General features: G+C 33.1%; 11 protein-coding genes and 1 pseudogene. 2 read left to right on the top strand and 10 right to left on the bottom strand.

The features are described 5' to 3' along the window. Positions 1-112: 112 nt before the first annotated feature. From Q0929_RS07390 to Q0929_RS07360, 6 genes and pseudogenes are all read right to left on the bottom strand, one after another. Positions 113-289, bottom strand: a complete 177-nt coding sequence (locus tag Q0929_RS07390) for a methyl-accepting chemotaxis protein (RefSeq protein WP_299239358.1) — start codon at positions 287-289, stop codon at positions 113-115. Between the two features lie 54 nt (positions 290-343). Next, positions 344-1012, bottom strand: a complete 669-nt coding sequence (locus tag Q0929_RS07385) for a CZB domain-containing protein (protein ID WP_299239356.1) — start codon at positions 1010-1012, stop codon at positions 344-346. A gap of 131 nt (positions 1013-1143) precedes the next feature. Further along, positions 1144-1533, bottom strand: coding sequence for a hypothetical protein (locus tag Q0929_RS07380; RefSeq protein ID WP_299239354.1), 390 nt, complete (start codon positions 1531-1533; stop codon positions 1144-1146). A gap of 53 nt (positions 1534-1586) precedes the next feature. Beyond that, positions 1587-1838 carry a hypothetical protein gene (locus tag Q0929_RS07375; protein WP_299239353.1) on the bottom strand — a complete coding sequence of 84 codons (252 nt, stop codon included), beginning with the start codon at positions 1836-1838 and terminating at the stop codon, positions 1587-1589. Between the two features lie 55 nt (positions 1839-1893). Further along, a pseudogene (locus Q0929_RS08985) lies at positions 1894-2406 on the bottom strand (PAS domain-containing protein). A gap of 93 nt (positions 2407-2499) precedes the next feature. Then, positions 2500-3873 (bottom strand): amino acid permease, encoded by a 1374-nt coding sequence (locus Q0929_RS07360; RefSeq protein WP_299239347.1) that lies wholly within the window; start codon positions 3871-3873, stop codon positions 2500-2502. A 59-nt stretch (positions 3874-3932) separates the two neighbouring features. On the opposite strand from Q0929_RS07360, the gene nth reads away from it, so the two are divergent. Then, positions 3933-4580, top strand: a complete 648-nt coding sequence (gene nth, locus Q0929_RS07355) for an endonuclease III (RefSeq protein WP_299239345.1) — start codon at positions 3933-3935, stop codon at positions 4578-4580. Between the two features lie 421 nt (positions 4581-5001). Here nth and Q0929_RS07350 read toward each other — a convergent pair whose 3' ends face one another. Together Q0929_RS07350 and Q0929_RS07345 are read right to left on the bottom strand one after the other, a co-directional pair. Then, the gene (locus Q0929_RS07350; RefSeq protein WP_299239343.1) at positions 5002-6021 is read right to left on the bottom strand and encodes an agmatine deiminase family protein; all 1020 of its coding nucleotides are present in this window, start codon (positions 6019-6021) and stop codon (positions 5002-5004) included. Between the two features lie 4 nt (positions 6022-6025). Continuing rightward, the gene (locus tag Q0929_RS07345) at positions 6026-6439 is read right to left on the bottom strand and encodes a hypothetical protein (RefSeq protein WP_299239342.1); all 414 of its coding nucleotides are present in this window, start codon (positions 6437-6439) and stop codon (positions 6026-6028) included. Positions 6440-6535: 96 nt separating this feature from the next. Between Q0929_RS07345 and mnmG the strand changes: the two genes are divergently transcribed. Further along, on the top strand, positions 6536-8398 hold the full coding sequence (mnmG, locus tag Q0929_RS07340) for a tRNA uridine-5-carboxymethylaminomethyl(34) synthesis enzyme MnmG (RefSeq protein WP_299239341.1): 1863 nt from the start codon (positions 6536-6538) through the stop codon (positions 8396-8398). Between the two features lie 300 nt (positions 8399-8698). On the opposite strand, the gene Q0929_RS07335 is transcribed toward mnmG, so the two are convergent. Together Q0929_RS07335 and Q0929_RS07330 are read right to left on the bottom strand one after the other, a co-directional pair. Beyond that, on the bottom strand, positions 8699-9907 hold the full coding sequence (locus Q0929_RS07335; protein ID WP_299239340.1) for a DEAD/DEAH box helicase: 1209 nt from the start codon (positions 9905-9907) through the stop codon (positions 8699-8701). A 593-nt stretch (positions 9908-10500) separates the two neighbouring features. After that, the gene (locus Q0929_RS07330) at positions 10501-12639 is read right to left on the bottom strand and encodes a cation-translocating P-type ATPase (RefSeq protein ID WP_299239337.1); all 2139 of its coding nucleotides are present in this window, start codon (positions 12637-12639) and stop codon (positions 10501-10503) included. Positions 12640-13146 lie beyond the last annotated feature (507 nt).

Raw genomic sequence — 13146 nt, 5'->3', positions numbered from 1 at the left:
AGAGAGATAATTTAAAGAATAAAAAATGGAAAAAACCTATACCTGCTTTTAAAGGAGCTTCTTATGAAATTTTACAATTGTTTAATAAAAAGTTTTCAATACAGACACAAAATTATTGACAAGTCTCCTCGCTTGCTACAACAGAGAAACCTTTACCCATCTCTCCAACTCTTGCAGCTTCTATAGCCGCATTTAGTGCAAGCAAATTGCTTTGCTTAGCTATCTTCTTTATTGTATCTACCATCCTCTTTATCTCTTCCAGATTTTTGTTAATCTCTTGGTTTTCCATTTTTTTACCTCCATTTTTTTAACGTTGAATGTTGGACGTTGAACGTTTCACGTCTCACGTTCTAATACAGCTTTCACCTAATCTTACTAAATCATTGATTATATTTTGGCTATCTTCTACCATTTTATTAAGCAGTTGTATAAGTTCGTCCACGCTTCCTCTTTTCATTGCTTCCATAACTTGTCTGCCTAAATCATGTATATTTTTATGTGGGGTTTCCATATCTCTAAATAACCTTTCTCCTTCTGTTCCGCATATCATAATTTCTTTTGAACCAACAGAGTAATACCATTTACCTAAATCACATTCATGATGGGATGCAACGCTGATAATTTCCCGTCTTTCAACTGCTTCAGCTATGTTAAGCATAAACTTAGCATGGTCTATAATTTTTTCTATTAAGAATATATAAAGCTTTAAATTTTCATTTTTTGTTGTTTCTTTTAATTCCTTAAATACATTCCATGAATCTAAAAGCTCGTTGAATGTTTTTTTTGAAGAATTTTCTATTTCTGTCGCATACCTTTTTAAATCATTAGAAGATGTTGCAAAGTTTTCTGAATTTTTTAGTATTCTTGCTACTGCTTTGTCTACAAGGTTTGCTGTTTGGAATACTTCTGATATTACCGCCGAGATTATTTTTCTAACATCTTCCGTTGCCTTTTGAGTTCTTTCTGCAAGCTTTCTAACTTCGTCTGCAACAACTGCAAAGCCTCTTCCCATATCTCCAACCCTTGCCGCTTCTATTGCTGCGTTTAAAGCAAGCAGGTTTGTTTGGTTGCTATATCTTTAATCAATGAAACCGCAACGCTAATATCTTCTGTTTTCTGAGCTAAATTTTGTATTACTCTGTTTTACTCTTCAATATTTTTTATTACCTGCGACAAATCGTTAACTATCTTTTCTATCTCTTTATTTCCTTTTACTGCTATATCTACAGTTTTTTTACTTTCTTCTTTAATTAAAGAAAGCTTGTTTACAAGCTTGTTTAAATCTTCTGAAATAACTATTAAATTAGCCTGTATGCCGCCACCTATACGAGAAAGTTCTTCTATCATTCTTGTTTTTTCTATAAATTTGTCATTATTTTCAATGGCTTTTAAAGGAATGTTTAGTTTTTCAGCAACCCTTTTAAACTCGCCTGCAAAACCATCAGGTATAACCTTTCTCTTGTATTTTCTCTTGGATGCATACTCTAATGGACTTTGAATTTCTCTTAAAAATGTATCTACTTGGTCTAACAAATAATTTACATCATGAGCAAGTTTTAAAAGTTCGCCGCCTCCTCTTTCTTTTACTAATCTTGGCTCAAGGTCCCCCCCCTTTCTGCTCTATTTACAACATCGCTTATTCTACTAACAAACCCTTGAACTTTTTTAATGTTAACAAATATATACCAAGCAGTTAAGAAGTTGATAATATTAAGGATTCTAATAAAATCAAAACCATGCTTGTAAACTTCAATTAAAAGGGCAAATGTAAATATCCCTATAGACAGCATATTGGCATGCTGTATTTTAGTTAAAGAAGAAGCTTTGTGTGTTGTCATCAATAATCACCTCCTTTTTTAACGTTTAACGTTTCACGTTCAACGCCTCACTTAATTAATAGTTTTTAAAAATAAACTCTTCATAAGACATTCCAATTTTATTAAGCGTTTCTTCAAGCTTTCTCATTCCTGCATCCAGTCCTTTTTGCTCTTCTTTTTTTAGTTCTTGATATAATGGAATTATAACATTATTTAAAAACTCCCTGTTTCTAACAGGTCTTCTGTCTGATTGATAACCAATAATTTTTCCAGAGCTGTCAAAGGTTGGAGTCACGTGTGTAAACACCCAGTAATAACTGCCATCTTTCGCCATGTTTTTTACATATGCAAAAATTTCATCTCCTTTCTGTATAGTATCCTAAAGAAGCTTAAAAACAGTCCTTGGCATATCTGGATGTCTAATAATGTTATGATTTGCACCGATTAACTCATCTTCTGTGTATCCAGAAATTTCAATAAATACTGGATTTGCATAAGTGATAATACCTCTCGTATCTGTCTTAGATACAATAAATTTGTCAGATGGGACAGACTTTTCAATCGGCTTAGGTTCAATTTTGGGTCGCATTAAATATTCCCTCCGTAAAGATTCTTATCTTTTTTTGTCAATTTAATATAATAGTTTAGTAGAATTTTATGTATGATGACTTTAAAACACTTCTTACCTTCCTAAATTACTATTTTTAAATCCATATAAAGCATAAATAAGAAGTCCAATGAAACTCCATATAAAAAATCTAACCCACGTATCCAATGGTAAACCTGCCATTATTAAAAGCAAGAATATAATATTTAAAGGCAGGAGTAAATTTGGGGTAGGAACTTTAAATATTGGATTATAGTTTGAATTTTTTCTAACAACTATTGCAGCAATTCCTACCATGAGATATGCAAATAATGTACCAATATTTACAAGCTCTGCCAAAACTTTTAAAGGCAGAATTCCAGCTAATATAGATAAAAATAAACCACCAACAATGGAGGCTTTATATGGAGTTCCAAATTTAGGATGAACGTCTGAAAAAGTTTTAAAGAAAAGTCCATCTCTTGATAATGCATACATAACCCTTGTAAAACCAAGTCCCATAACAATCATAACGCTTGTAATGGTTATGACTGCACCAATAGAAATAAAGTCAGCAACCCATTTTTCATTTACTTGATACATAGCATAGGCAAGTGAGTCAGGCTTTCCTTCATAAGATTTATAATTAAGCATTCCTACCAATACAAAAGAGACAGCTATATATAAAACAGTGCTAATTCCAAGAGCGGTTATTAAACCTTTTGGCAAGGTTTTTTGTGGGTCTTTTGTTTCCTCTGCCAACGTAGAGATGGCATCAAATCCAAGATATGCAAAAACTATTAAAGACGCCGCAGTCCAAACTCCTTGCCAGCCATATGGTAAAAAGTCAGAAGTGATATTTTCTAATTTTACATATTTAATTCCAACAATGATAAAGACGATCAAAATTGTTAATTTAAGTATTACTATAGCAGAGTTTACTTTTGCACTTTCTTTTATTCCAATCGTCAGTAAAACAAAAACACCGATAACACCTAAGAAAGCAAATAGGTCAATAACAGTTCCTTTGCTTGGGTCAAAAGCACCTGTTAATTCAACCGGCAGAGTAAATCCAAAGTTTTTTTCTAAAAAGGTTCGCAAATATCCAGACCAACCTGTAGCAACTGCTGCAGTAGCAACTCCGTATTCTAATAAAATATTCCAAGCAACAAGCCAAGCTATAATCTCTCCAAGCGTAGCATACGTATAACTGTAAGCACTTCCGGAAACTGGAAAAGATGAGCTAAATTCTGCATAGACAAGAGCTGTAATTCCTATAGCAATAGCAGAAAAAATGAAAGATAAAACAATTGCAGGTCCTGCATAACTTGCTGCCGCTTGTCCCGTGATTACAAAAATACCTGCACCTATAATTCCACCAACTCCTATAAAGACTAAATCCCAAAAGCCTAAACTTCTTTTTAATTTAGTTTCTACTTGTTTATATTCTTTTTTTCTCAGAAATTCCATTGCTTACCTCCACTCATAATTTTGTAAAATTTTAACATAACTTTAAAATGAGGAAAATTATGGACTTAAAAACATTCGAAAAAGCTTTTAAAATACTAAAAAAAGAAAGCAAAAATTGGAATGCTCCTGTAGTTGCCTTTATGGGTAGAAATGGAAATGACCCATTTAAAATATTGATTTCTACCATTTTAAGCCTTAGAACAAAAGACCAAACAACAGCTCAAGCAAGTGATAGACTTTTTAAAGTTGCAGATACACCAGAAAAAATCTTAAAACTTTCCGAGAAAGAAATAGAAAAATTAATCTATCCGGTAGGATTTTATAGAAATAAAGCAAAGATTATAAAAGAGATTTCAGAAATACTTGTTGAAAAATTTAATTCTAAGGTTCCTGACGATTTAGAAACGCTTTTGTCTTTCAAAGGTGTTGGAAGAAAAACGGCAAATTTAGTTTTATCAGAAGGTTTTGGAAAACCTGCTATATGTGTAGATGTTCATGTTCACAGAATATCAAACAGAATTGGATTAGTAAAAACCAAAAATCCGGAAGAGACCGAGTTTAAGCTGATGGAAATATTACCCAAAAAATACTGGAAAGATATAAATTTTGTATTTGTTGCCTTTGGACAAACCATTTGCAAGCCCATTAAACCTAAGTGTAAAGATTGTCCGATTGTAAAGTACTGTGAATATGATAAAAAGAGTTAAATGAAGGCTGTTTTAACGACCAATGCCAACATACTGAGGACGTAAATCTAAAGAATTTCCTCTGATCAGAAGCTCTCTTGTTTTATAGACACTCAAGCTTTTCTATGAGTTGTTTTTTGATTATATCCAGAGGATATAAAATTCTAGTAAGTTTATCTTTCCATATCCTGAGGCCGTAAGTCCGAAGGATCCCTTTTTTGATTTTTTGACTTGAAAAGAAGGGAAAAGATTCTTTGCTTTGCCCAGAATGACAGTACGGATTTTTGGAACAGTCTCTATAGTAGATGGAGAAAGATTAAAACTTTCTTTTATTGCCTATCTATAAGCAGATGCTATTGGTTATAGCTTTTTTAGAAAGAGTATGCTATGGAGGTAATTTCTCATCCAAGGTATACAAACTTCGTCCAATATTCTTATCACATTATACATATGGAATCTGTTGAGTCAAGCAGTGAAACGTGCCAAGTCCAACGACTATATCAGAAGCATCTATTCCAACAACCACTCTGTCTGTAAAAACTGATTGCAATACTTCTAAAGCTATTTTATCTTTATCGCAGTTAAAGATTGGAACAATAACATATTTATTCGATATATAAAAATTGGCATAGCTTGCCGGGAGTCTATCCCCTTTGTAATAAAGAGGGTCTGGCATTGGTAGCGTGATTATGTTTAATTTATTTCCTTTTATATCTGTAAATGTTTTTAGCATTTCATAATTTTCTTTTAAAATAGGATAGTTCTCATCATTTGGATTCTCTTCTATAACAGTTATTACAGTATTTTCATTTACAAATCTTGTTATATCGTCTATATGTCCGTCAGTATCATCACCAACTATACCTTCTTTAAGCCAAAGTATTTTTTCAACGCCAAAGTAATACTTTAAATTATCTTCAATTTCTTTTTTTGACATATTTGGATTTCTGTTTGGATTTAAAAGACAAGATTCGGTAGTAAGCAGTAAGCCATTTCCGTTTACATCAATGGAGCCACCTTCTAAAACCATGTCTATTTCTATTCTTTCAACATTCAGATACTCAGCCATTTTCTTAGGGATTTCGTTGTCTAATTCGTATGGATATTTTCCACCCCAAGCATTAAACTTAAAATCAAGAGCAACAAGTTTGTTTTTGTCTCTATCTACAACGAAAATAGCTCCATGGTCTCTACACCATGCGTCGTTAGTAGGGAATCTGTGTATGAACACATTGTTTAAATTTACTTTTTTATCTTTTAATCTTGATAATACGTCATTTTCCATTTCTTCGTCATTTACATTTATATGAACTTCTTCAAATTCGGACAAAAGCTTTACCATATCTGTGTATTTATCTCTTACGTTATCTATTTTCTCAAAAAATGTGTCTGGGTTATGTGGATAAGATAGCCAAGTTCCTTTATGTTTACTCCACTCTGGGGGCATGTATAACTTTCTCAATTTTTTACCTCGTCAAAAGCATTCTAAGATACGTGTTTGTTAATCCATATTGAATTTTAATTACTATTATCTGATTATCCTTTTGAAATGCTAAAATTGCATCTTTGCCGATTAAAGCAGAGATTTTTTTCCAGCCAGCTTTTGGCATTTCTCTGTCGTAAAAATTAACTAAATCTTGAATATAACCTTCACCTTTGTAAATAAGATATGCTCGATAGATGTTTTCGCTTTCAAATACAAGAGATTCGTTTTCAATCAGCTGGAAGTTTGAAGGAATAATAAAGCTATAATCTCCTTTTCTTTCTGTTTTAGCTACAAAACTAACAGGTGCATTAGGCTGGATAACAATTTCATTAGAAGCACAAGAAGATAGGATTAAAGATGTTAATAATCCAAATAAAAAAATAAACTTTTTCACGATAAACTCCTTTCAAACTTCTTAAAATAGGATAAATTATTTTGATATAATTTTAGCAGAATTACAAAAGCTTAACAAGTTAATAGGAGGTTTCAATTGGTTTACGATATAGAGTATGATGTAGTTGTGATTGGTGGTGGTCATGCAGGGATTGAGGCTGCTTTAGCTTCTGCAAAGCTTGGGGCAAAAACTGCCTTAATTACGATCGATAAAGAAAAAATAGGATTGATGCCATGTAATCCATCGATTGGCGGAATAGCTAAGGGAATTGTAGTTAGGGAAGTTGATGCTCTTGGTGGTGAAATGGCAAAAGCCATAGACCAAACAGGTATTCAGTTTAAAGTTTTAAACACAAGAAAAGGACCTGCCGTAAGGTCTCCAAGGGCTCAGGCAGATAAGGAAGAATACAGAAAATATATGGTTAACAAAACCAATAACACAGAAAATCTTACAGTCATAGAAGATGAAGTTATTGACATAGTTTTAAAAGAAAATAAAAACGAAGTTGATGGAGTTATCACAGATAAGGGTTTAAAAATAAAAACAAAAGCAGTAGTTGTTGCTACCGGAACTTTTTTAAACGGTCTTATACACATAGGAGATAAGCGATTTCCGGCAGGAAGGATGGAAGAAAAACCATCTACAAAGCTTCCTGAATTCTATAAAAGAACTGGATTTGAATTATTTAGATTTAAAACAGGTACGCCTGCAAGACTTGACAAAAATACAATAAACTTTTCAATCCTTGAAGAAGCACCGGGAGACAATCCACCGCCTAAATTTTCTTTCTGGACCGAGCCAAAAGGTTCTTACTGGTTTAAAGAAAAAGACCAAATACCATGTTATATTACATACACAACGCCGGAAACTCACAGAATCATAAAGGAAAATCTACATAGAACAGCACTTTATGGCGGAGCCATCACAGGTATTGGACCAAGATACTGTCCATCCATAGAAGATAAAATCGTAAAATTCGAAGGTAAAGAAAGGCATACTGTATGGTTAGAACCGGAAACAAGAGATGGAATTAGTATATATCCAAACGGTTTAAGCACATCACTGCCTGAAGAAATTCAATGGCAGATGTATAGAAGCATACCAGGACTTGAAAATGTGGTCTTACTAAAGCCGGCATATGCCATAGAGTATGATATTGTAATGCCAACAGAACTTTATCCAACCTTAGAAACAAAAAGAATTAGAGGACTTTATCACGCAGGAAACTTTAACGGAACAACGGGTTATGAAGAAGCTGCGGGTCAAGGAATAGTAGCTGGAATTAACGCAGCTTTAAAAGCCCTTGGCAAAGATGAGCCATTTATAATAAGAAGAGACGAAGCATACATCGGCGTTATGATAGATGACCTTACAACAAAAGGCGTAATTGAACCATACAGACTCTTCACTTCACGCTCAGAATACAGATTACATCTAAGACAAGATAACGCAATTTTAAGACTATATCAAAAAGCTTACAACATAGGAATGCTCAATGAAGAAGAGTATAAATTTGTCAAAAAAACAGAAGAAGAAATTAGGAATTGGATAAACACATATAAAGAAACATTTATCAAAGATGGAGAGAAAAAAGTTTCTATATTTACTTACTTACAAAAACCGGAAGTTGATATTCAAAAGCTTAAAGAGATGGGAATTGCCGTTCCAGAAAGCGATTACATACAAGAAGAGATAGAAATCAATGTTAAATATGATGGTTATCTTGAAAGAGAGGAAAAATTAAATGAAAAAATGAAATACTTAGAAGGTATAAAAATTCCGGAAGATATAGATTATAGCCAAGTGGCAGGTTTGAGAAAAGAGATAGTTCAAAAACTAACTAAATTTAGACCAATGACCCTTGGACAAGCTTCAAGATTAGAAGGAATTACTCCTGCAGCGATTACTGCATTATTAGTTCATATAGAGAAGATGAGAGAAAAAAGAAAAACTGGGTAAAAAGATTCTCATAAGTTTACCTTTCTGTAACACCAACTTAAAAATTAAAACATGTACCAATTTAAAGTATAGGCAGCCAAAGCCGCCCCAATATATCATTACTCGAAAGAGTGTTCTAAAATTCTCGTAAGCTTACCTTTTCGTGTCATCGTCCTGAGGCTGTAAGCCGAAGAATCTCCTCTTTTAAAAATAAGGAAAAATGAGATTCTTCGCCGGCTTCAGAATGACGATTTGGATTTTCGGAACAGTCTCCATTACTCTAAATTACATATTACGAACTTCTATTTATAGTTAACTTCTCTATCTTCTTCTTGTTTGATTTCTTGGAGACCTTTCTTTTTGAGAAGGTTTATCTTTTTGTGCTGAAGAAAATTTCTTTTCTTGTGCTTCATTTATGACTTCTATATTCGCTTTTGTTTTCTTTTTAATATTTTGAAGTTGTTTGTCTTCAGAAGGGGTCATTATAGAAATAGCTGTTCCGTCTCTTCCTGCTCTTCCGGTTCTGCCTATTCTATGGATATAACTTTCTGCATCTCTTGGTAAACCATAATTTACAACAAGGTCAACACCTTTTATATCAAGTCCTCTTGCTGCAACATCTGTAGCGACAAGAATTTTTAATTTGCCTGTTCTAAAATTATGTAAAACAGTTTCTCTTTTCTTTTGAGAAAAATCACCATGGATAGCACTTGCATTAAAGCCTTCTTCATTTAATCTTTCTGCAAGCTCATCAGCTTCGATTTTAGTTTGTGTAAAAATAATTACTTTTTCTGCTTCATTTTGAGTTAAAACTTCTGTTAATTTCTTAAACTTATCTCTTGGATTTACTCTGTAAATGATTTGTTTTATCTTTTCAACAGTTACTTCATCTGGCTTAACTCTTATTGTTTCATAATTCTCATTTAAAAACTCTTCAGCTAATTCTAAAATCTCTTTTGGCATAGTTGCTGAGAATAATAAATTTTGTCTATCTTCCGGAAGATAAGACATAATCTCTTCAATATCGTCTATAAATCCCATTTCAAGCATTCTATCTGCTTCATCTAAAACAAACATTTTTACATTATCAAGATTTAAAACGCCTCTTTCTAATAAATCTCTAACTCTTCCTGGTGTACCTACTACTACGACGTCCGAACCTTTCTTTAAAAAGTTTATTTGATGGCTAATAGATTTACCGCCGTAAACTGCCAAGGTATAAACTTTTTTGTTTTTTCCAAGTTCTTTAATTTCCTTAGCTACTTGAATTGCTAACTCTCTTGTAGGAACCAAGATTAATGCTTGAACTTTCTTTTGTTTTGGATTTACTTTTTCAACAACGGGTATTCCAAAAGCTGCAGTTTTTCCTGTACCTGTTTGTGCTTGTGCTACTAAATCCTTTCCGGTCATAACTGCCGGAATTGCTTTTTCTTGAATTTCTGTAGGTTTAGAATAACCTAATTCGTCTAAGGATTTTAAAGTCTCCTTTGATAGATTTAAATCCTTGAATGTTTTACCTTGATTTGACATAAAAATGCCTCCTTAAAAAATTTTTTTTAAAGAGGAAAAGAAATGCTCTGATTTTAAGGATTTTAGTAAGGACTTAGAAGCGTGGGATTTGGAAAGATTTTATAATTTTATATTTTAAGCTCCGAAATCCCGACTCCCGAGTTCCATTAATATTTTCCTATTTTTAGAGGATTTCTTTCCTCTTTTCACTCTATATAGTATACACTATATTTTGAATATTGCAAGTGAATGTAGGAAGGTGTTCTAAAATTTTGGTAAGTTGTAGAATGTATATGTTAACTTACTTTTTCTCGTCCCTGAGGCCGAAGGATCTCTTTTTGATTTTTGACTTGAAAAGAAAGGAAGATACTCTTCGCTTCGTTCAGAATGACAGTGTGGGTCATTGGAACAGTCTCATGACACTGTTGACAGGTTTTTGCCATCCTTAGACTTAGAGCCGAAGAATTTACTCCCTTGACTCACCACACCCGTCATCCTGAGGACTTTAGTCCAAAGGATTTCCTCTTTTAAAGAAAGTGAGAAGTAAGAAAGCGAAAAAGTAAGTGTGAGATATTGATAAAATTTTTACCCATCAACCGTCACTTTTCTAAAACCTAACTTATTTTAACTCTTAAAGAGTTTCCTATTACAAATACACTGCTTAATACCATTGCAAGAGCTGCAAAAATTGGGTTTAGATGCCCGCTTACTGCAAGACCCATTCCTATTATGTTGTAAATAAAAGCCCAAAACATATTCGTATATATTACTCTTTTAACCTTTCTTGCCAAGATTATAAGAAGTGGAATTTTTCTTAAATCATCACTTATCAGGCTTACGTTGGCTGATTCTCTTGTTAGGTCTGTTCCACAACCCATAGCAATTCCTATATCTGCCTTTGCTAAAGCCGGAGCATCATTTATACCATCGCCAACCATTGCAACAGTTTTTCCTTTACTCTTTTCTTCTTCTATGAATCTTAATTTATCTTCCGGTTTAAGGTTTGCTCTAACGTTTTCTATATCAAGGGCTTTCTTTAAAACTTTTGCAAAATATTCAGAGTCTCCTGTCAATACTTCTGTCTCTACTTTTAACTTTTTGAGAGCATCAAATGTTATTTTTGCTTCCGGTCTGATTTTTTGAGAAAATGTTGCAACTGCAAGAATTTCTTTTCCATCTGTCAAATATGTTATAATCTCTCCATTTTCTAATGCTTGATTGAACAAACTTTTTATATTCTCATCTATTTGAACATCTTTTAAAAACTCTTGACTTCCAAGATAGTATTTCTTGCCGTTTATCTCACCAGAAACACCAAGCCCATAATGGACTTTAAAATTTTCTACTTTTAACTCTTTACAATCCCTACACCATTTTACAAAGCTTACAGCCAAAGGATGTTCTGAGTTTTTCTCCAAGGAATAAAAAATATCTTTTGCCTCATCATTTTTAAAGAATGTTTTTGAAACTTCCATTATTCTTTCTGTAATCGTCCCTGTTTTATCAAAAAACACTTTTTTAACAGATGCTATTTTTTCAAGGACATCTGCACCTTTGACAATGATCCCTTCTTTCATTGCTTGACCAAGTCCAAGCCATAAAGCTAATGGAGCGCCAATACTAAACGCACAAGGACAAGATATAAGCAAGACAGATAAAAATACAATTAAAGCCTTTTCAAACCCGGCGTTTACATACCAGTAGATAAATGAAGAAATTGACAAGAAAAACACTATCGGCAAAAAGTAGAAAGCTATTCTGTCAGCTATTCTGTTTATTGGAGCTTTTGTGTTTCTTATTTGCTTCATTATCTCAATGAATCTGTTTAACGTCCACTGTGATTGTGGTTTATCAACCTTTATCTTAAAACTTCCATCTAAAACAGTTGTTCCAGCATACAGATAATCTCCAGATTTTTTCAACACCGGGTTTATCTCACCAGTTAAAACCGATTCATCAACATGACCAATTCCTTCTATTATCACACCATCAGCCGGCACTTTTTCACCCGGACGAATTTTTACTATATCTCCAACTCTAACTTCTTCAACAGGAACTTCAACTTCTTCATCGTTTTTAATAATCGTTGCTTTTTTTGCTGTTAGGTCTATAAGCTGTTTCATAAAGTTTGAAGCTTTTACTCTTGAAGATGTCTCTAAATATCTACCAAATGTTACTAAAACTAAGATCATCGTTGCAGTTTCAAAATATATTGCATTCTTACCGGTTAAGACCGAATAAACAGAGAGAAAGTAAGCAGAAAACGAGCCGATAGCAATAAGCGTATCTGTATTAAAGTTTAATAAATTTTCTTTTGAAAAAGAGTTTTTAAGAATAGGAACGCCAAGAATCAGCATAACAGGAGTAGATAAGACAAGGATTACGTATTTGATAAATCCTGTGAAAAGTTGCATCTCTTTGTCGTTTGGGTCAACAAAATGAGAGCCGTATATATAAGTGCTAAGCATCATTACAATCATTGCAAGGAAATAGCCAAATCCAAACTTTCCAAGGAAAGCCATTGCCGTGCCTTCATCACCACGAAGACCGGTGGTTTTATTTATCAAATAACATCCAAAACAACAAAAATCTTCCATCTTACCATTTACTTCAAATTTTAAAGGTCTTCCAGTGATCGGAATTCCACACTGATAACATTCAGCGTTTTTTTCTTCACTTAGAGATATTGGACCACAGGAGCATGAAATAGTTGGCTTTATCTCTAAACTATCTTTTTTCTCCAAACTTTCCAAAAAGTGCTCCTTTTGTGTTTTTAAGATATAAAATTATATATCAATACGTCGGGTGAGAAATTAAATAAGAGTATGAGATTCTTCGCCGGCTGCAGAATGACGAATAAGGTTGTCCTTCCTTTAACACTTATTAATCAACCTTTTCCTGTCATCGTATATTAAGTATACCAAAAATTTTTAAACTTTAAGAGAATAAGTTTTATAATAATTACAGACATGGGAGAAAAAAGGAAGGACAGATCAAGTTTCTGTCATTGGTCTTTTAAGACCGTTCAGGATGTTTTAGACTGTCCTTCCTACAACTTCCTAAAGCCTGAATCAGAACATTAGGCTTTTAAGCCTGTATTGATTACGATGATAGGTTATCAGGAAGTTTCTCCCATGTCAAGTATTTTATGAAAGGAGGTGCTTTTATGAACAACTATAAAATTGTCGTAGGAGTAGATGTATCTAAAAAATCATTTACTGCAACAGTATTGTATGATAACAAGAAAGAAACTTTTGAAG

This window comes from Sulfurihydrogenibium sp., assembly GCF_028276765.1.
Lineage (GTDB): Bacteria > Aquificota > Aquificia > Aquificales > Hydrogenothermaceae > Sulfurihydrogenibium.
The sequence above is the reverse complement of the archived record's forward strand: the minus strand, read 5'-3'. Positions and strand labels throughout refer to the sequence as shown.